Source organism: Lipingzhangella rawalii, assembly GCF_031628175.1.
Taxonomy (GTDB): Bacteria; Actinomycetota; Actinomycetes; order Streptosporangiales; family Streptosporangiaceae; genus Lipingzhangella_A; species Lipingzhangella_A rawalii.
On record NZ_JAVLVT010000005.1, the window covers coordinates 95,223 to 114,204 of the forward strand.

Annotated in this window: 16 protein-coding genes; 3 read left to right on the forward strand and 13 right to left on the reverse strand. The window is 69.9% G+C overall.

The features are described from left to right. Positions 1 to 631 precede the first annotated feature (631 nt). From RIF23_RS11470 to RIF23_RS11490, 5 genes are all read right to left on the reverse strand, one after another. Positions 632 to 1,015 (reverse strand): ferredoxin family protein, encoded by a 384-nt coding sequence (locus tag RIF23_RS11470; protein WP_310912477.1) that lies wholly within the window; start codon positions 1,013 to 1,015, stop codon positions 632 to 634. 26 nt (positions 1,016 to 1,041) lie between these two features. Then, positions 1,042 to 2,346 (reverse strand): FAD-dependent oxidoreductase, encoded by a 1,305-nt coding sequence (locus RIF23_RS11475; RefSeq protein WP_310912478.1) that lies wholly within the window; start codon positions 2,344 to 2,346, stop codon positions 1,042 to 1,044. 175 nt (positions 2,347 to 2,521) lie between these two features. Further along, the gene (locus RIF23_RS11480) at positions 2,522 to 3,523 is read right to left on the reverse strand and encodes a mycofactocin-associated electron transfer flavoprotein alpha subunit (RefSeq protein WP_310912480.1); all 1,002 of its coding nucleotides are present in this window, start codon (positions 3,521 to 3,523) and stop codon (positions 2,522 to 2,524) included. Further along, a complete protein-coding gene (locus tag RIF23_RS11485) occupies positions 3,520 to 5,697 on the reverse strand; it encodes a mycofactocin system FadH/OYE family oxidoreductase 2 (protein WP_310912481.1) in 2,178 nt (725 codons plus the stop codon). The genes RIF23_RS11480 and RIF23_RS11485 overlap by 4 nt, the downstream gene beginning before the upstream one ends. Before the next feature lie 64 nt (positions 5,698 to 5,761). Then, entirely contained in the window at positions 5,762 to 7,930 is a 2,169-nt protein-coding gene (locus RIF23_RS11490; protein WP_310912482.1) for an oxidoreductase, read from the reverse strand. Between the two features lie 200 nt (positions 7,931 to 8,130). On the opposite strand from RIF23_RS11490, the gene RIF23_RS11495 reads away from it, so the two are divergent. From RIF23_RS11495 to RIF23_RS11505, 3 genes are all read left to right on the forward strand, one after another. Beyond that, entirely contained in the window at positions 8,131 to 8,922 is a 792-nt protein-coding gene (locus tag RIF23_RS11495; RefSeq protein WP_310912483.1) for a hypothetical protein, read from the forward strand. Positions 8,923 to 9,064: 142 nt separating this feature from the next. After that, positions 9,065 to 10,324, forward strand: a complete 1,260-nt coding sequence (locus tag RIF23_RS11500) for a Tm-1-like ATP-binding domain-containing protein (RefSeq protein ID WP_310912484.1) — start codon at positions 9,065 to 9,067, stop codon at positions 10,322 to 10,324. Then, entirely contained in the window at positions 10,321 to 11,169 is an 849-nt protein-coding gene (locus tag RIF23_RS11505) for a phosphoenolpyruvate hydrolase family protein (protein ID WP_310912485.1), read from the forward strand. The genes RIF23_RS11500 and RIF23_RS11505 overlap by 4 nt, the downstream gene beginning before the upstream one ends. Before the next feature lie 199 nt (positions 11,170 to 11,368). Here RIF23_RS11505 and RIF23_RS11510 read toward each other — a convergent pair whose 3' ends face one another. The 8 genes from RIF23_RS11510 to RIF23_RS11545 all read right to left on the reverse strand — a co-directional run bounded on the left by RIF23_RS11510 (position 11,369) and on the right by RIF23_RS11545 (position 18,963). Continuing rightward, a complete protein-coding gene (locus RIF23_RS11510) occupies positions 11,369 to 11,902 on the reverse strand; it encodes a hypothetical protein (RefSeq protein ID WP_310912486.1) in 534 nt (177 codons plus the stop codon). A gap of 199 nt (positions 11,903 to 12,101) precedes the next feature. Next, on the reverse strand, positions 12,102 to 12,512 hold the full coding sequence (locus RIF23_RS11515; protein ID WP_310912487.1) for a hypothetical protein: 411 nt from the start codon (positions 12,510 to 12,512) through the stop codon (positions 12,102 to 12,104). A 238-nt stretch (positions 12,513 to 12,750) separates the two neighbouring features. Continuing rightward, positions 12,751 to 14,391, reverse strand: coding sequence for a serine/threonine protein kinase (locus tag RIF23_RS11520; RefSeq protein WP_310912488.1), 1,641 nt, complete (start codon positions 14,389 to 14,391; stop codon positions 12,751 to 12,753). After that, the gene (locus tag RIF23_RS11525) at positions 14,388 to 16,133 is read right to left on the reverse strand and encodes a serine/threonine-protein kinase (RefSeq protein WP_310912489.1); all 1,746 of its coding nucleotides are present in this window, start codon (positions 16,131 to 16,133) and stop codon (positions 14,388 to 14,390) included. Before RIF23_RS11525 ends, RIF23_RS11520 begins: the two co-directional genes overlap by 4 nt. A 485-nt stretch (positions 16,134 to 16,618) precedes the next feature. Next, complete coding sequence (locus RIF23_RS11530; RefSeq protein ID WP_310912490.1) at positions 16,619 to 17,089, reverse strand: hypothetical protein; 471 nt, start codon at positions 17,087 to 17,089, stop codon at positions 16,619 to 16,621. A gap of 135 nt (positions 17,090 to 17,224) precedes the next feature. Then, the gene (locus RIF23_RS11535; RefSeq protein ID WP_310912491.1) at positions 17,225 to 17,830 is read right to left on the reverse strand and encodes a hypothetical protein; all 606 of its coding nucleotides are present in this window, start codon (positions 17,828 to 17,830) and stop codon (positions 17,225 to 17,227) included. A gap of 72 nt (positions 17,831 to 17,902) precedes the next feature. Continuing rightward, positions 17,903 to 18,355, reverse strand: a complete 453-nt coding sequence (locus RIF23_RS11540; protein ID WP_310912492.1) for a hypothetical protein — start codon at positions 18,353 to 18,355, stop codon at positions 17,903 to 17,905. Then, the gene (locus tag RIF23_RS11545; protein WP_310912493.1) at positions 18,352 to 18,963 is read right to left on the reverse strand and encodes a hypothetical protein; all 612 of its coding nucleotides are present in this window, start codon (positions 18,961 to 18,963) and stop codon (positions 18,352 to 18,354) included. Before RIF23_RS11545 ends, RIF23_RS11540 begins: the two co-directional genes overlap by 4 nt. Positions 18,964 to 18,982: the final 19 nt, after the last annotated feature.

Below are 18,982 nucleotides of genomic sequence, written 5' to 3' on the forward strand. Positions count from 1 at the left end.
CCGCCGGCCGTCGTGCGGGGGAGCGCCCCCAGGGCGCGACGCCGCCGGCGGCCGAGACGGTGCGCGCGGATGGACGATGACCGCGACCACATTCCCCACCATTCCCCGCGAGCGGTGGGACCGGGATGGTCCGCATGCCGCCGACAGCATGTCCCCGCCGGAGGCGCCGTGGGCTTCCCCACGCCATGGGCCACACCGGGCACCGGGGTGTAGAGGTGGTTCACTCGCAGGCATCGTGGTGGCCGTGGTGGCGGTGGTTGGTTGATTCTGCGCGTCGTGTTGGCCGCCGGCGGCGTCGCGCCGTGGTGGTTCCTGGTGGTGTGCTGTTTCCGGGGGCGCTCCCCCGCACGACGGCCAGCGGGGCGCGGTGGCCGTGGAATGCATCCCGCTGCCCGGGGGAGCGCGCTTCCCGGGAGGGCGGCCAGCGGGGATGTGGGGGGGGCCGGGTGTGCTGGGGTGTTCTGTTGGCCGTATGGCTGGTGGGGGTGTTGGGGTGGGGGTGGTTGGTTGCCCGCGCGCGCCGTGTTGGCCGCCGGCGGCGTCGCGCCCTGGGGGCGCTCCCCCGCACGACGGCCAGCGAGGGTATGGGGGCGGTGGTCGTAGGGCGCATCCGCCGGCCGGTTCGCTGCTCCTATCCCCAGCGCAGCACCACCCCGTATCCACCCTGCGGGTAGGACCAGCTGATCGCTCCCGGGCACGGACACACCACGGCACACACGCCGCATTCGAAACACTGGTCGTGGTAGAAGGCCACCCCGCCATCGGCCGTGGGCACGAACAGGTCGGCTGGGCAGGCCCGCATGCACTCCCTGGTCACACAGTTGCGGCACACGTCGGTGTCCACCACGATGTGTGGTTCGTCGTCCACCCGGAACTCCACACTGGCCATACGTTCGGTGTGGGAGACGTCCGGCCATTCGGGCAGTGGGGGACCGGTGCGGGGCGGCGGAACGGTGGGGCGGGTTGACTGGTCCTGCGGCTCGGGGTGGCCGCGCCGGCCCAGGCGTCGCAGCATCGAGGGGTTTCCCTTCGCGTCGGGGGTTATGTCGCTCGCAGCAGCGCCCACACGTCGCGGGCCAGATCGCGCAGCCGCGTTCCGTGCGCCGCTGCGGTCTCCCGAAGCACGGTGGACAGGCCTCGCTTGGGAGCGGGGTTGGTGTTGGTGAGGAGACGTTCGGCGACCTCACACAGCAGTGCGGGGTAGGTGTGCTGGGCCCGCTCGGAGGATAGGGCCTGCGCCGTACTGGCCAGCCGGCGCCGGTCGGCCTGCACGAAGGACTGGTTGAGTCGCCGTGGGTAGGCGTCCAGTTCCCGTCGGGAGGTGGGGCCCGGGCCGGTGGCCTGGGCGGCCACGCTCCCGGCGAGGCTGCCGGAGCCGATGGCCAGGTTCACCCCCTCCTGCCAGGGCCCGGCGGCGAGATTGAGCCCCGCCGCGTCCCCGCACACCAGGATGCCCGGCCCAGCCAGCCGCGGGGCGGTCGCCGCGCCGCCACGGTCCGCCGGAACCATGTGGGCCGAGTACTCCTTGAGTTCCGCGTCGCGGAGGTACGGGGTCAGGGCCGGGTGCGCTTTCACCCGGCCGATCAGCTCCTCCGGGCGCAGCCCGGCCGCGGTGAGGGTGGTGACCGGAACCACGACTCCCACGGCGACCGTCTCCAGGTGTGTGTGCAGGAAAGCGCGCCCCGACACGTCGCCCAGGCCCCCGATGATCTCGATGTCGGTGCCCTCCCGCCCGGTGAGTGCGAACCTGCGTTCGATCTCGTCGCGGGGCAGCGCCAGGACCTCCTTGGCGCCCAGGGCGAGATTGGCGGCGTCGAAGTGCGGGTAGAGACCCGCCTCCCGCGCCAGCAGCGAGTTCACCCCGTCCGCGGCGATCACGGTTGAGCAGGCGATCTCCCCGTCCTCGCGGTCGGTGGTGACGCCGTAGGTGTGCCCGTTGCGGTCTCGGAGCAGGCCGGTCACTGTTGTGGAGCATACGAGCCGCGCCCCGGCCCGCTCGGCCTCGGCGGCCAGCCACGGGTCGAACTCCGAGCGGTACACGGTGACCCCGTTGTAGGGGGGTTCGGCCCAGGCGTCGGTGCGGTAGTCCACGGTCAGACTCTGGGATCCACTCAGTACCATCGCCGAGCGGCGGGTCACCCACCGTTGGAGGGGAGCCTGCTCCCACCACCGGGGCACCAGGTCGTTCAGGACCCGTCCGTAGAGCACCCCACCGTGCACATTCTTCGCGCCGGGGTAGGGGCCGCGTTCCACCAGCAGCACCGAGGCGCCGGCACGGGCCGCGGTCAGGGCCGCGGCGGCGCCCGCCGGTCCCGCCCCGACCACGACCACGTCGAAGCGGGTCACCAGAAACCACCCCGCCACGGGCCGGGACGTCGCTGCTCCCCGCGGTCCGTGCGGTGGCCGGGGCACGATCCGGATGCGGCGGGGTGGCCGGCCCGGCAGGCACGGCGCCGCTGGTGGCGCCGGCTCCGAGGACACGCACCCCTGGGGTGGGGCTGGTCGTGTCCGGTCGTGCTCGTCACGGCTGGTCTCCTCTCGGGGACACGTCGGGTTCCGGATCAGCCACGCCCAAGTGGCGGGCGAGCGCCGCGAGCACTGCGGGAGCGTCCGCGACCAGCGCCAGGTCGGCGGCGGCCATCATGGGGCAGCTCGGGTCCGTGTTCACCGCCACCAGGTGCCGCGGGTCGCCCGTTCCGGCCAGATGGTGCGTGGCGCCGGAGACACCCAGGGCAACATAGAGGTCCGGCGCCACCATAACGCCGGCGCTGCCGATCTGCCGGCTTTCCGGAAGATACTCAGCGTCGGTCACGACCCGGGTGCCGCCCACGGCGGCGTGCAGCGCAGCGGCGACCCGCGTCATGGTGGCGACGAGTTCCGCAGCGTCGTCGCGGGCTTGCTGGGTGGGCTGGAGCAGTCCCGCTCCAGCAGTGACGACCCGCCGCGCTTCGGCCAGGTCGATGGACTGCGGGGCGGGATAGGTGACTTCGAGGGTCTGGGCGTCGTGCCCGTGCGGCGTGCGCGTGCCGAGCTCCAGCTCGGTGATGCTGCGCGGGGGCAGCCGGGAGATCGCTCGTCCACCCGTGCCCGGTCGGATGGTCAGGACCGCGGGGCCGGTGAGTTGCACCCGCTCGGTGCGTCGATCCCCGTCGCGGGGCAACACCACGAAGTCCCCGCCCAGTTCGATTGCCTCCGCGAGCAAGGGACGGCCCATCCGTGCGGCGATCCGGGGCGCGAGGTCCCGCCCGTCCGCGCTGGCCGGAAGCAGCACCTGCCCGAACCGGGCGCAGGCCCCGGCCAGGACCCCCGCCCAGGTGCCCGGGCGAAACCCGGGGGTGTCCCACCAGGAGATCGTCACCGCCCCGTGGAGAGCGTGCGCGGCCTCCTCCGCGCCGCCCCCAACCACGCAGGCGTAGCCACCGGCCTCGGCAACGACCTCCTCGGCGCCGGAGGGCAGCACGCCGGCCCGTACGGGCACGACGGCGACGGCCCCGTGGAGCGCACTGGGATCAGATGTGGTCACCGGCCGTTCCCTCCCCTCGTCGACGTGGCCCTGGGCAGCCCCAGGGCGGCACCCACCCGGTCGCCCTCCAGCACCGCGGCGTGGGCGAGCCGCGGTGCGACGCAGTCCCCAACGCGGAACAGCTGGGTGGCGGCGGTGCCGTTGTCGATGCGCAGCTGCCAGTACAGCTCGTCCTGCGGCCCGGCCGGGTAGGCGCACACGATCCAGTCCACGGTGCGTTCCTCCCGCTGGGGGCCGGCCGGATGCGCGATGGTCACCCGCAGCGCACCCGCGGCGTCCTGGGCGTCCGCGGGGGCGCCGGTGCCGACCGCGCGGTCCTCGTGCCAGCTGGGATCGTCGTGGTGCCGCCCGCCAGTGGGGGAGTCGACACCGGCCGGTTTGAGTTCGACCACCCGTCGTTCACAGGTCTCGGTGATTCCCTTGGCCGCGGCACGCACACACCAGGTCTCCAGGTCCAGGGTCGCCGACAGGTCCCGTCCCACCATCGTTGCCGAGGTCAGGATCTCCACTGCGCAGCCGCGGTCCGCGAGTAGCTCGGCGACACTCGGACCGTGGTGAAAGCCCAGTTCGTCAACCACCAGAACCGATCCGGTGGGAAACACGGCACCGCGAAGTACCGCACGACTGTCCACCACGCGAGGATGCCTCCCGGCCCAGTCCGGAAGCACCGGGCGGGCCCCCGTGGCCACCACCACGGCCGAGGGGGCGGTGCGCCGCACCAGGTCCACATCAGCCACCGTGTCGTAGACGATCGGCACCTGAAGCCGCCGGCATTCCGCGATCTGATTGCGCACGAGGTCGCCCAGCTCCACCCGGCCGGGCGCGGCAGCCGCGATCCGCACCTGTCCACCAGCATGCGGCTCCCGCTCGACGACCCGAACACTGTGACCGGCCCGAGCGGCGGTCAACGCCGTCTGGAGCCCGGCCGGACCAGCCCCCACCACCAACACCTCGGGCCGCGTGGCGGCACCCGCCGCGTCCCCGAGCTCCCCGGCCGGCCCGCCGGTGGGGCGGGCACGTTTCGGTAGCACCGGCACCAGGGGCGGCTCGCTCTCCCGCCCGGCCCGCGGGTTCGCCACACAGCCCAGCCACCGCCCGTCACCCACGCGGGCGGTGCATTCCTGGTTGCAGGACAGGCACGACCGGATCGCCTCGGCGGCTCCCACCCGTGCCTTGGCCGCGAAGTCGGGGTCGGCGATCTGACCCCGCACCAGTGCCACCAGGTCACAGTGCCCGTCGGCCAGGGCACGCTCGGCTTGCAGCGGACTGTTGAACCGTCCCATCCCGATCACGGGAAGATCCACGGACCGGCGGATCGCGTTCGCCACGAACAGCGCATACCCGGGCGGGACGTGCATCGTTGCCTCGGTGAGATACAGGCTGACGCCCGCCACCCCCATCGAGGTACTGATGTAGTCGACCTTGCCCGTATGCTCCACGAGCCGCGCGAGCGCCACCGCCTCCTCCAGGGTGGTGCCGCCGTGCATCAGCTCGTCGCCACACAGCCGCACCCCCAGCACCCGCTGCGGACCGATCGCGCGCCGCACCTCACTGATCAGCTCCAGCAGCAGCCGCGCCCGGTTCACCAGGGGGCCGCCGTACCGATCGGTGCGCAGATTCGTCGCCGGCGACAGGAACGCCCGCACGATCGAGGACTGGGCACAGCTCAGCTCGATACCGTCGAACCCCCCGGCGACACTGTGATCGGCCACCACTCCGAAGCCGTCGATCAGCGCCGAGATGTCCGGCCCATCCATGGCCTTGGGTACTTCCCGGTAGGCCGGGTTGGCCACGGCCGACGGTGCCCACAGCGGCTGGCGCGTGTGCACCGAGGTGCCGTGCGCCCCATTGTGGTTGAGCTGCGCCAGGATCGGCACCCGGTGCGCGTGCACGGCGTCGGTGATGCGCCGGTATCCGGGAACCACCGCGGGATCGTAGCCGCGGATCAGATCCGGCTGGACCCGGTCGCTGGGGTGGGTGGTGTGCTCCTCGGTGACGATCAGGCCCGCGCCGCCCGCCGCGCGGGCCGCATAGTAGGCCGCGTGCTGCTCCGTCGGCAGCCCCTGCCGGGCGTAGTTGGTGAGACGCGCGGTGAACACGACCCGATTGTCGATCGTCGTCGGGCCCAGCCGCAGCGGTGTGAACAGGTGCGGGTAGCGGGATCCGGGCCTCATCCGTGCCCTCCTGGGATCGTTGCCGGCACGGGGGCCGAGCGGTGACGCGGCCCCAGCCGCATACTCACCACAGTCGTACCTCCTGCAAGCGTTTGGCCGCGCGGCGCCCGTCCAGGATGGCCTCCTGGACCCCACGCGGTGCGATCACGTCTCCCGCCCGGTCCATGCCGAGACGGGTCCCGTGCCACAGCTGGTCCGCGGGAAGCCGGAAACCACAGTCCACCAGCACCGCCGCGTCCACCTCACAGACCTCCCCCGTGTGCACCCCCTCCAACTGGATCCGGCCGTTACCTGCCCCCAGGACCCGCTGCCGGCGCTGGACCGGCACCCCGAGCCGGGCCAGCCGCAGCGCCGCCGGCGACAGCGCCCCGACCGGCGCCAGCTGCATTGCCGGAGCATGGTCCGGGGTGACGAGGGTGACCGCGACTTCGCGGGCGGCGAGTTCCTCGACAATGCTCAACGCCACCGGCCCACCCACCCGGTCATAGACCGCCACCGGCCCGTGCGGAGGTTCGGCGCCGGAAGCCAGCAGCCCCAGCAGCGCGGCGTCGTCCATCCGACGCACCCCCGCCCCGACCCGGTACCCGATCCGGCCGGGTCGCCCACCGCTGCACAGCACCACCGCCCCTCCGGTGGCCAGCTGGGCGTCGATGTCTCGGTCGGCTGCGGTATAGCCCGTCGTGATGGTGACACCGAGTTGTTCGCACTCCGTGTGCAGCCAGTCCGCGAGCCGCGCCAGCCGGTGGCGTCCGTGTCCAGCGGCGGCGACGCGCAACATTCCGCCGGTCCGGTCCGCGCGTTCCACCACCCGAACGGCGTGTCCGGCCGTTGCCGCCACCCGAGCGGTTTCCAGCCCCGCCGGCCCGGCCCCGATCACCAGGACCTCCACAGGCTGGGCCGGCGGTGCGGGGGACGCGGTGTCCTCGTCCGGTGTGCCGTTGCCGTCCGGCTGGCACGTTCCGGTGGCTTCCTCGGTCAGCGGGGTGGGCTGCCGCGGCCCGGATACCGTCCCCGGCGCGGAGCGGTCGGCGCCGGCCGGGGGTGCCGGCAGTGCCAGGGACACCACCCCCTCCTCCGGGTCGGTCTCGTGACCACTGCTGGGGTCACCCATGCAGCTCACGGCGGGGGCGCGAGGATAGTCCACCCGGCAGTGCTGGTTGCACAACACACACGGCCGCGGCCGAGGGCCGGGACTGTCGGCCTCGGCATCCGGGGCGAACCCGTGCAGGCGCGTGCCCAGTTCGGCATCGGCGATCTGCGCGCGGGTCATCTCCACCACCTCGGCGCTGCCCTCGACGAGGAGCCCTTCGGCCTGTTCCGGGTCCACAATCCCGCCCTGCGCGCACACCGCCACCTCCGGCTGTATCGCCGCGCGGATACGTGGAGCCAGGGGCGTCGCCGACTCGGTGGGCCCGTGCCCATCCGGGCGACTGCCCTGAGCCGCCGCCAGGGAGTCTCCCGAGCCCCGGGTGGCCACCAGGTAGTCCAGACCGCCCGCGGCGGTGAGATCCGCGTGCACATCTCGGGCCAGCTCGCTGGCCGCATCCACGGTGATGCCGCGCGTGTCGGCCAGTTCGTCACAGGACAGGCGCAAGCCCAGCACCCGGCCTGGCCCCAGCGCCGTGCGCACCGCCCGCAGGATCTCCCGCACGAACCGGCAGCGGTCCGGGCTTCCGTAGTCGTCGGTGCGCTGATTCGTCAGGGGCGACAGGAACTGCCGCAGCAGGCTCTGCTGCCCCGCATCAACCTCCACCCCGGACATACCCGCGCGTGCGGCCCGCCGCGCCGCGTCCGCGAAGCCCGTCACCACGGCGGCGATCTCCTCGACCGACATGGCTTTGGGCACTTCGCGGGTCACCGCGTCGGGAACCGGGGAGGGGGCCCACAGGGCCGCTTGGCTGTGCGCACTGGACCCCTGCGCCCCGGCGTGGCCGAGCGCGGCCACGGCCAGCGCCCCCTCGGCATGGCAGGCCTCAGCGATCGCACTCCAACCCTGGGGACATGCGCTGGCCAGCGGCGCCTGGGCATAGGGCCAGTCCTCAGGGTGCACCGAGGCCGTCTCCGTAACCACGACACCGGCGCCGCCCGCGGCCCGGCGATGGTAGTAGGCTACGTGCTCGGCCGACAGCCCACGGCCCTCCGCCGAGCCCAGGTTGGTGCGGTGGGGCCCGAACAGTAGGCGGTTGGGCGCAGTGATCCCACAGGCAAGCCGGAGCTGGGAACGCAACAGCATCGGGGGGAGGCTTTCCGTTCGCGGGGGGTGACGACACGGCAGGACCGCGCCTCGTAGTGGCACAGCCGACGGGCCACGTGGCCCTCCGTGCAGGATGGCACATCTCTATCTATACAGGACCGGGCCGCGTGTGCGCCGCCATGGGCCGTCCACTAAGGTTCCTTTTTGACTTTCGTCCCGGTATCTCAGAGAGGTGAGCGATGACGTGGTGTCCGGGTGTGCGGGGGTGCGCTGCGGCGGCCGGACTCCTGGCGATCGCCGCCTGCGGAACCTCGCCCTCGGACGCCGAGGCCACTGACGAGTCCAGTCCCACCCCGGCCACCCAGTCCCCACCCGCGACGGCCACACCCGAGCTTCCTGAGGACGCCCCCGAATGGCGTAGCGGCGCCCACGAGACCAGCCTCGCCAGCGGCATCCGGTTCGCCGTGCCCTCGGAGTGGACCGACGCCCTCCCCGCCGAGGAGGACAGCAGCGACGACGCTGACCCGGGGGAGGACCTCCAGAACGACCCCACCACCGAGACCGCCAACGACGATTTCGAGGCCCGCTATGTTCTTGAGGAGGACAGCTACCGCCTCGGCGAGGTTGGCGTGGTCAACCTCGGTGACGGCCCGGCCGACCCCGAATCGGCCCTCGGGGACTATCTCGGTTACCTGAACAACACCGCTCCTGTCGACATCGAGGTGGAGGGGGACCCCGTCGAGGTCGACATCCCGGGCAGCGACGACGCGGTCCGGGTCGACTACACCTACCCGCTGGATGTGCCCGGCGGGGAAACCGGCTCCGCCCACGGACTCCTGGCCAGCTTTACCTCGGGGGAGGGCGACACTCTCCTGTTCGCGGTCTCCGGAGCCGAGGAGAGTATTCCCGCGGAACTCCGCGAGGAGATCCTGGAGACCGTGGAACTGGCCGATTCCGCCGACAGTTCCGACGGCGACGGGGACGGCGACACCGACCCCTCCAGCCCTGGGGACGCCCAGCCCACCGACTGAGGATTCCCGCCGCACCCACCCAGCCCCGGCCGGGAGCTCTTCACAGCCCGGGGTTGCGCGACCTAACCTCACCCCATGACACCACGCCATCCCGCCGCGCCGTCGGCACCACTCTCCCCTCCCTCCTCGGCGAGGTGAACCCATGCCCACGGTCGTTCTCCTCGGAACCCTGGACACCAAAAGCGCCGAGTACGCCTTCCTCCGCGCCCGGCTGGCGCACGCCGGGGTGGACACACTCCTCATCGACTGCGGTGTCTTCGAAACCGACACAGCCGACACCGCCGACGCCACCGACGCCGGGGAGGCCATCGCCGACATCTCCGCCGTGGAGCTCGCCCAACTCGCCGGAACCAGCCTGGACACCCTGCGGAGCAACGCCGACCGCGGGGCCGCGATCGCCGCCATGTCCACCGGAGCCGCCGCCACACTGAACCGCCTCGCCGAACTCGACCAGCTGGACGGGGTGCTGGCTCTGGGCGGCTCCGGCGGCACTTCCATCGCCGCCCACGCCATGCGTGAACTGCCCGTGGGCCTACCGAAACTGATCGTGTCCACGGTGGCCTCGGGCGACACTCGCCCCTACGTGGGTGCTCGGGACGTCACCATGATGTACTCCGTCGTCGACATCGCTGGAATCAACCGGGTGTCCTCGCGTGTGTTGGCGAACGCGGCCCACGCCATGGCCGGCATGGTTCGCGCCGCCGCTCCCGAGGTGTCCGAGCAGCCGCTGGTGGCCGCCTCCATGTTCGGGGTCACCACCACCGGGGTGACCGAAGCTCGCCGCCTGCTGGAGGCCGCGGGCCGGGAGGTGCTGGTGTTCCACGCCACGGGAACCGGCGGACAGTCCATGGAGGCGCTGATCAACGACGGCTACATCAGTGGTGTCCTCGACCTCACCACCACGGAGCTCGCGGACGAACTCGTCGGTGGCGTGATGAGCGCCGGCGCGAACCGGGCCACCGTCGCCGCCCGCACCGGACTGGCCCAGGTGGTGTCTGTCGGCGCGCTGGACATGGTGAACTTCGCCGCCCCCGACACCGTCCCCCACCGCTTCGCCGACCGCCGCCTCTACCACCACAACCCACAGGTCACCCTGATGCGCACCACCCCGGAGGAGTGCGCCGAACTCGGACGCCGCCTGGCGCGGCGCCTCAACACCAGCACCGGACCGTGCGTGGTGTTCCTGCCGCTGCGGGGGGTGTCCGCATTGTCCGTGGAGGGGCAGCCGTTCCACGACCCCGAGGCTGACGCCGCCCTGTTCGGCCAGATCCGCCAGACCCTGGACCGGGACCGAGTGGAGCTGGTCGAACTGGACACCGACATCAACGACGCCGCGTTCGCCGCGGCCATGGCCAAACGGCTCATCAGCATGACCACGCGACCAGGGGAGGGCGCCGGGTGAACCGCACGGACGCACTGGCACGACTCCGGGAACGCGCCCTGGAAGGCGCGGCCATCATCGGGGCGGGGGCCGGCACCGGCCTGTCGGCGAAATGCGCCGAGGCCGGCGGCGCCAACCTCATCATCATCTACAACTCCGGCCGCTACCGCATGGCCGGGCGTGGATCCCTGGCCGGGCTGCTGCCCTACGGCGACGCCAACGCCATCGTGGTGGACATGGCCCGCGAGGTGCTCCCCATCGTGCGGGACACCCCCGTTCTGGCTGGGGTGTGCGGCACCGACCCGTTCCGGCGCATGGACGTGTTCCTCGGGGAGCTGCGCGCGATGGGGTTCACCGGCGTGCAGAACTTTCCCACCGTCGGCCTGTTCGACGGCACCTTCCGCGCGAACCTCGAAGAAACCGGCATGGGGTTCGACCTGGAGGTGCAGATGATCCGGCAGGCCAATCACCAGGACCTGCTCACCGCGCCCTACGTGTTCACCCCACACCAGGCCGAACAGATGGCCGGCGCCGGCGCCGACGTGCTCGTCCCCCACATGGGGTTGACTACCGCCGGGAGTGTGGGTGCTCAGACCGCGCTGAGTTTGGAGGAGTCGGTGCGCCGCGTGCAGGCGATGCGGGACGCCGCGGTCGCGGTGAATCCGGAGGTGCTGGTGCTGTGCCACGGCGGGCCGATCGCCGAACCGGACGACGCCGCCTACGTGTTGGAGCACACCACCGGGGTGGCCGGCTTCTTCGGGGCCTCCAGCATGGAACGGCTGCCCACCGAAACCGCGATGACCGAGAACATGCGGCGGTTCGCCGCGCTGCGTCCCGAAGGAGCCGGGAGGACACGCACCCCGTGAGACTCACGCGGGTGGACCCGCACGCTTCCGTGGAGCTTGCCCGTTGGCCGTGGTGCGGGGGAGCGCCCCCCAGGGTGCCACGCCGCCCGCGGCGTCGGGCGCTGGGCGCCCTCCGCCGCCACGGCGGCCATCGGGATCGGGGCGGGGTGGATGTCGTCCGTCCAGGCCCAATCTCGCTCCCAGCTCCACAAGGCAGGCCCTAGTAGCGGAGTTTCTCCTCGATCTCGGGGGCCGCGTCGGCGAGCGTGGTGCAGGCGTTGTCGTCTACCCCGAACATTCCCAGCCGGACCACGATGCTGCCCTCCTCTCGGTCGGCGATCAGACGACATTCGGCGACGTTGTCCCCGTCGTTGTCTTCCGGTGGGGCGTATCCGAAGCGGTAGGTGAGCCGGGTGTCCTCGTCGTCGACCTCCTCAACCACGAGACCGGAGTCGTCCCACTCCTCCTGCCACTGCTGTTCGATATCGGAGACGTCCCACGGTAGGTAGGCCACGTTGGCGCGCTCCACCTCACTCTCGCGGTCCTCGGGTCCTGGATCCTCGGTCGGCCCGAACCGGCAGGAGGCCTCCTCCGTGTCGGTGGCGACCGGGGTGCCCGCGGACAGCTCGTAGCGCTCCAGCTCCTCCTCGGTGAAGAACTCGCAGGGGTCGTCGCCGTCCGGATCGAAACCGGACGCGCAGCCGGCGACCAGGACCAGCGCGACACCCGCGAGACTGACCACAGCACGGCGCATGGGGGGACTCTCCAACCAAGATCGTTCGCAACCGCCCCAATCCTAGAACCTGTGCCCTGTGGGCGATCCGGCCGCCAGGGGGAGTCCCGGGCGGGGGCGTGCCCCGGCCGGCGTGGTGCGGTTATGTCGTCTCTGGTTCGTCCCGGTGCGGCCGGTGCCCGGTAGCGGGCAGGTCAACGTGCCACGCGTGCGTACCGGTTCAGGCGTCCTCGCGGTGGGTCACCGCACCCAGGATCCCGCCGATCGCCGCCCCCACGGCCGCGGCCCCCAGAATGGTTCCGGACGCGAGGTGGTCCCCGAGGTTCGCCTGAATATAGGGAAAGTTCAGCCCCAGCACCACGATAAAGGACACCACCGCCGCGACAGTTCCGCTCAGGGTCGCTCCCAGGAAGGAACGGGGAGTGAGGCGGGCGTGTACCAGCGCACCCACGACAGCGAAAACCGCCGTGGTGGGCGCCCACATCACCCGAAGCCAGAAGTCCAGATCCGATTCACTGACGAGCTCGGGATCCAGAATGTCACTGGAACCCACCGCCACCAGTGCGAGCAGAAAAAACCCGACGAAAATGATCGCGATGTTGCACACCAGGCCAACCGCGAAGCGTTGCATGTGAGGAGGTCCTCTCCACGACCAGCCCGTGCGTTGGGGGCGCACCGTGGCGTGGGCTGTCGAGACGTCGGGGGCAACAGCGTTGGGGTTACCGTATCCGTCAACGCGGCGCGCGTCTCGGTGTGCGTCGACTAGTTTTGGGATTGAGGTCAACCGAAATCAGGGATCGGCCCCGGGGTTACGTGCGTTTTCGCAGCTGATGCAGCTTCTACGGTACGCGGATCCCGGAGCGGACCCGTCAGACGCAGGCCTCGTAGTCGGTGTGGAAACCCGCGGCGACGTCGTAGCAGACACCCACGGAGGGGATCGGGCCGTCCTCGTATCCTTCGTCCACGTCCCGGTACACGAGGAGACCTGTGTCTGGAGCACCCGGGTAGGTCAGTGTGACGGGAACGGTTTCCTCCGGACCAGGAAGTTCCGCATAGGATTCATGTGATTGAGATAGTTCGAACGCCTCGGTGGAGAGGATCTCTCCTTCGCTTGTCAGGAGGGGGAAGTTCTCCTCATGGAGATGGATCTCGGGGATACCCTGCGTGAAGGCTTCACCGGAAAAGGCGACGCCACCCTCTGTCTGCTGGATCTCCTGGATCCGCAGGTGAGCACCGGGCCGTACCGCCACGGTATCGGCCCCGTAGTTGAACTCGAGAATGAACTCCGCAGGCCCGTCTTCGTCGACCTCGACGCGCCCTCCATAGTCACTTGTGGGGTCCACGGCCTCCTGAACCGCCTCGGGAGGAAGCTGCGGCTGTTCTTCTTCGTTCACCGCAGTGGTGGCATCATCCCCGGAACGGTCAACTCCAGAGCTTGTACTGGGATTCACTCCGGGGCCATAGCCGAGCAGGTAGGCCCCGGTCGCCCCGAGACCGGCGAGGAGGAGCACGGCGACACCTGCCGCGGCGATGCGCAGCGGCCAGCGGCGCCGGCGGGAACGCGGGGGCGGCGTGGGGGTGCGTTTGGCGATTCCCTGCCACTGGTGGTGCAGGATCCGGCCGACCGTGGCGGCCTCCTGCTCCGGTGGCGCGGGTTGCCCGGCCAGGTGGGCACTGAGGGCGTGCACCAGCTGCGGGGCCGTGGGCCGCTGAGTGGGATCCTTGGCCAGCGCATCGGCCACCAATCGGCGCAGGTGTTCCGGAAGGCCGGTCAGGTCCGGCTCCTCGCGCAGCACTCGGTAGGTCAGGGTGTTTCCCGTGCCCGGTCCGAAGGCGTGTTCGTTGCGGGCGGCCTGGGCCACGAGGCAGCCCCAGGCGAAGACGTCCGCCGCCGGACCTGGTTCCCCCGCCTGGATCTGCTCCGGGGCGATCCATCCCGGTGTTCCCACCACGCCACCGGTGCGGGTCAGCGCGGTCTCGCCGACCGCGCGGGCGATGCCGAAGTCCAGGACTTTGGGGCCGTCCGGGGCGAGGATGACGTTGCCGGGCTTCAGGTCCCGGTGCACGATCCCGGCCGCGTGGATTCCGCGCAGCGCCTCGGCGATCCCCAGGGCGAAGCTGGTGAGCAGTGGCTCGGCGAGGACACCGTTGTGTTTCAGGTGGGCGCCCAGGGTGTCCCCGGCAACGAACTCGGTGGCCAGCCACGGAGTTTCGGCTTCGGGGTCCGCACCGAGAAAACGCGGCACACACGGGCCCACCACCCGACGCACCAACTCCACCTCCCGGGCGAAGCGAGCACGAAAGTCCGGGTCAACGGCGTAGGCCGCATGTACCAACTTCACTGCCACATAGCCCTCCGCGGCCGGATCCTGCGGGGGCCGGGCCGCGAACACCGAGCCCATGCCCCCGGAACCCACCCGGCCCACCAGGTGGAACGGACCCACCTGCCGGGGGTCACCGTCCAGGAGGGGATCCAGATGCAGGGCCTGCCTCGCTGTGGAAGAGGTCAATCGCAGGGCATCCCTTCCAAATGCACGTTGGTTTCGTTCTCGAACCAGGTATCCCCTTCCTGGTAACACCAACGGTTCTCACCGTAGAGGGAATCCGAGTCCGGTTCATGCCCCCACATCATCTCGGGGAACTGGTATTCGAGATAGTTGTACTCCCCATTCGGTGCATCAGGAATGAAAAAACTGAAATCATCAGTCGTGTTATCTTCGTTTAGGATCGCGAGGACCGTGTCATCCGAAGAATGCCACTCTTCCCGATCGTCAGGAGCGGCGTGCCGGAAATTATAAGCGAAAAAATCGTTGCTGTGCAGAACGTAACTACCGACCGGAGTCAGATACTCGGCCTCACCGGTAAACCGGATTCCGTCATCCTCCGCCTGCGCAGAGTGAAAGGTGATACTGAGGCGGGGTTCAACGTCTCCAACGGCCAGATCTCCGGCCTCTCCTCCGGCCGCCAAGGTCCCGATATGAAGTGTGTCATCCGTAACGAGCTCACCGTTGATCGTCGATATGTCGAGGGTGGATTCCTCCCCATCACCAAGCAGCCCTGTTCCACCATGCTCGAGAGCATCGAGATCTACGTTGCCGTCGACTCCGGTTCCACGGTCCGCAGTGGTGGAGTCAGCAGATCCACCGTTGCCCTCCATTGGGTTGTCCTGGTGGGCCGCACTGTCGCCGGCGGGGGCCAGTTCCTGCCAGGCCAGGACACCGCCGGTGCCCACCACGGCCACGGCCAGGACCGCGGCGCCGGCGGTCAGGACCCGCCGGGGCCACCGGCGCCGCTTCGGCGGGGCGAGCTCGGCCCAGTTGCTGGTGTCCGGACTCTCCGGAGCGGCACCGGACCAGCGCTGGTCCAACAGGCCCGGCACCACCTCGGTGGCCTCTTCGGTGCTGGCGGGAGTGTGCCCGCTGAGCAGGCGCGTGGATTCGGTCAACGCCTGGGCTGTCGTCGGGCGGGCGCTGGGGTCCTTGGCCAGGGCCGCGGAGACCAGGGGATACAGCTCCGAGGGAAGACCGGACAGATCCGGCTCCTCCTCCACGGTGCGCAGGGTCAACACGTCCGGAGGGCCGGTGCCGAACGGCTCGTTCCCCGTAGCTGCGTAGGCGAGTAGCCCACCCCAGGCGAAGATGTCGGCGGCCGGGCCGGGTTCGGCGCCGTTGAACAGCTCCGGGGCGATCCAGCCGGGAGTCCCCAGCAGCCCGGTCCGGGTGATCGCGGACTCCTCGACCGCGCGGGCGATGCCGAAGTCCAGGACTTTGGGGCCGTCCGGGGCGAGGATGACGTTGCCGGGCTTCAGGTCCCGGTGCACGATCCCGGCCGCGTGGATAGCCTGGAGTGCTTCCGCCGCCCCCATGGCCAGCCCGTACAGCATCGCCCCCTCCAGAGGGCCGTGCCGGGCGATGTGCTGGCGCAGGGTCAGCCCCCGCACGTACTCGGTGGCCAGCCAGGGACGCTGTCCCTCGGTGTCCGCCCCGAGGAAGCGGGGGACACAGCGGCCGGTGACCCGGCCCAGCAGGTTCACTTCGCGGCCGAACCGGGAGCGGAACTCCGGATCGACGGCGTACTCCTGGTGCACCACCTTGAGCGCGAGCGGATTGTTGGCCGCGTCTACCGCCGCGTAGACGGTGCCCATGCCTCCGGCGCCGATCCGGCCCACCACACGGTAGGTGCCCACGTGGCTCGGGTCGGTGCTGGCGGGTGGGGTGAGGCCAGTGGGTGGATCCGGGGCTGGGGATGACACCTGAACATCCTCGATGTTGGGGGCACGCGTCAGTCCCGGATTCTAGCCAGCCGGTACCGCCAGGACTGGGTGGAGGACCGTCCGGACCGGGGCCACATCCGGCCAAGGGGGCACTGTCCCGTACGGTATTTCCACCTCAGGCTGGCCGTGGTGCGGGGGAGTGCCGTCACGGGTGCGACGCTGCCTGGGGTGATATCTGCCGGGAGGCACGGCGGTCACCGGCGGCACTATTCCCTGCTGGCCGTCGTGCGGGGGAGCGCCCCCAGGGCGCGACGCCGCCGGCGGCCGAAACGGCGCGTGCGGGTGGCCGAGTACCGTCACCACGATTCCCGGGGTCTCGATCCTGGTGGTTTTCCCTGTTCCGCGTCGGTGTTGTGGCCGCGGGCGGCGTCGCTCATAGAGCCCACGTCCCCGCAGCCGCGGCGTACAGCAGCAGGTAGGCCAGGAAGGCGAGAACCGCCCCCACGGGGGAACAGCGACGAACCTCACCGGTTCACCTCAAGCGAGTCCAGCAGCGCGTCCGCGTAGTCTTCATTGAACTCGTCCTCGGGGGCGAAGTAGCGCACCTGGTACATGGGGTACTCGTCCATTTCGATGACGATGTCCCACTGTTCGGCCCGGTAGTCGTGGGGCGGCGGGTTGGTGTAGGCGCTGTACATGGCCGCGGCTCCGGGGCTGCCCGGGACATCGACCTCTGCGTCGTCCTGCTCGTAGCCGTCGGGGTCGGTGGCCATCAGCACCCCCTCGATACCGGCGAGACTGCTGAGGGCTGGTTCCGGTTCCTTGAGAACGATACGCAGCTGCTCGGGATTGGGGTCGTCGTCGGTGAGTTCGCCGGCGTCGTAGAGTTCGGCCCAGTCCGGATCCGTGTAACCGAAGTCCGCATCTTCGGGTGGAAAATCGAACTCCTCCAGCCCCGGTGGGATTGGAAACTCGAGGCCTTCGAATTCCCCCATTTTCAACTCCGAGGACGAATCACCGTCCTGGCCGTCATCCTCGGTGGAGTCCGTTGATTCAGCGGATCCGCATCCGGTTGCAGCCAGGAAAAGCGCTGTGATGACTGTTGTGTGTACGATGAGGGTTCGCATGGGTCACCGATTTACCTCAAGGGAGTCTAGTAGCTCGTTGGCGTAGTCCTCGTTGAACTCGTCTTCGGCGCCGCCATATCGGATGTGATACATGGGGGATTCCTCGGTTTGGAGGATGATGTCCCACTGGCGGGTCACGTTCTCTTGGGGGTGGTTGGTGTAGTTGCTGCGCATCACCGCTCCACCGACGGCCCCGGGGAACTCCAGCTGATCTTCGATGTCGTGTTCGAAGCCGTCCGGGTCGGCCATCTCCAGCCCCATTTGTAGGCCGAGGAAGCTGTTGAGTGGCGGCTCGGTGTCCTTCAGGATGACTCGAACCTGTTCCGGGGTTGGGTCCTCTGCTCGAAGCTCCTGGGCTTCGTACTTCTCAGCCCATTCGGGTGTGACAAGCCCGTAGTCGACGTCTTCTTCGTCTGTGAAGTTGAATTCTTGCAGGTCCGGGTGATCCGCGAATCTGAGATCGTCGAACTCCACTGTGGTGGAGTCGTCGTGGTTATCCTCTTCGTGTTCTGCGGAGGTGTTTTCTTGCTCTGGACCGGGGGCGGCGTCGGAGGTGCAGCTGGTGGCCAGCGGTAGTGCTGCCATGGCCACGACAGCGAGGGGCTCCACGCATCAGGTCTCGTCTCGTTGACTTGTCCGTTCAGCGTTCGCCGCGATGTCGCACGGCACGACTCCGGCGGCTCACTCGATGCCGTAGTCGTAGGCGGGTCGTTGGGCTCGGCGGCGTCGGCGTCGAATGAGCTGGTAGGCGAGCACGCCACCTATGGTGCCCAGCGCGGTCCACAGGGCGGTGTCTACCAGGTCCCGAACACTGAGGATGCCCGCCCCTTGGGCGGAGACGCCGAGAAGCTGGGTGAGCAGAACGCCGGCGAGTCCGGCTGCGCCGGCCGCGGCGATGATCCAGCGGGGATCCTCCCATTTCGCGGCCATGAGGGCGGCCATGAATCCTCCGAACAGTGGCCCCAGCGCGGTGACGACGGCGACGGTGAGCGTGGTGGTGGTGTCCGGGCCGGGCTGGAGAAGCTGCTCCTCCGGGCTCATCGTGGCGGCGATGATTCCCGCAGCCGCGGCGTACAGCAGCAGGTAGGACAGGAAGGCGAGGACCGCCCCCACGGGAACAGCGACGAACCTCACCGGTTCACCTCAAGCGAGTCCAGCAGCGCGTCCGCGTAGTCCTCGTTGAACTCCTCCTCGGGAGCAACGTAGCGAACGTGGTACATCGGCTCTTCCGTGGTTTGGACGATGATGTCCCACTGGCGGGTCAGATTCTCTTGGGGGTGGTCGGTGTAGTTGCTGCGCATCACCGCTCCTCCCACGGCCCCGGGGAACTCCAGCTCGTCCTCGATGTCGTGTTCGAAGCCGTCCGGGTCGGCCATCTGGAGCCCCATTTCCATACCGAGGAGTGTTCCCATCGCATCTTCGGGGTCCCGCAGCATGATCCTGACCTGTTCGGGATGTGGGTCCTCGGGGGCAAGCTCCTCCGCTTCCCAGCGCTCCACCCACTCCGGGTCCACGAGGCCGAAGTCGACCTTGTCTTCTTCGGGAAACTCGAACTCTGCCAATCCGGGAGGATCCGCGAAGGTGAGCCCGTCGAACTCCAGAGTGCCCGCGGACGTGTCCGCGGCCTCCGTGTCCTCGGTGTCCGACTCCGGCGTGCCCTCGTCAGCTGCCCCTTCCGAGCCGCAGGCCCCCAGCAGCAGGACCGCACCTGCCGCTGCCAGAATCCGGATCGGGTACCCCACTGTCTTCCGTCCTCTCATG

Excerpts from the sequence above, each read along its gene's own strand:
- RIF23_RS11470 (WP_310912477.1), bottom strand. The coding sequence starts at position 1,015 with ATGCTGCGACGCCTGGGCCGGCGCGGCCACCCCGAGCCGCAGGACCAG.
- RIF23_RS11485 (WP_310912481.1), bottom strand. The coding sequence starts at position 5,697 with ATGAGGCCCGGATCCCGCTACCCGCACCTGTTCACACCGCTGCGGCTG.
- RIF23_RS11490 (WP_310912482.1), bottom strand. The coding sequence starts at position 7,930 with ATGCTGTTGCGTTCCCAGCTCCGGCTTGCCTGTGGGATCACTGCGCCC.
- RIF23_RS11495 (WP_310912483.1), top strand. The coding sequence starts at position 8,131 with ATGACGTGGTGTCCGGGTGTGCGGGGGTGCGCTGCGGCGGCCGGACTC.
- RIF23_RS11500 (WP_310912484.1), top strand. The coding sequence starts at position 9,065 with ATGCCCACGGTCGTTCTCCTCGGAACCCTGGACACCAAAAGCGCCGAG.
- RIF23_RS11510 (WP_310912486.1), bottom strand. The coding sequence starts at position 11,902 with ATGCGCCGTGCTGTGGTCAGTCTCGCGGGTGTCGCGCTGGTCCTGGTC.
- RIF23_RS11515 (WP_310912487.1), bottom strand. The coding sequence starts at position 12,512 with ATGCAACGCTTCGCGGTTGGCCTGGTGTGCAACATCGCGATCATTTTC.
- RIF23_RS11530 (WP_310912490.1), bottom strand. The coding sequence starts at position 17,089 with ATGGGGGAATTCGAAGGCCTCGAGTTTCCAATCCCACCGGGGCTGGAG.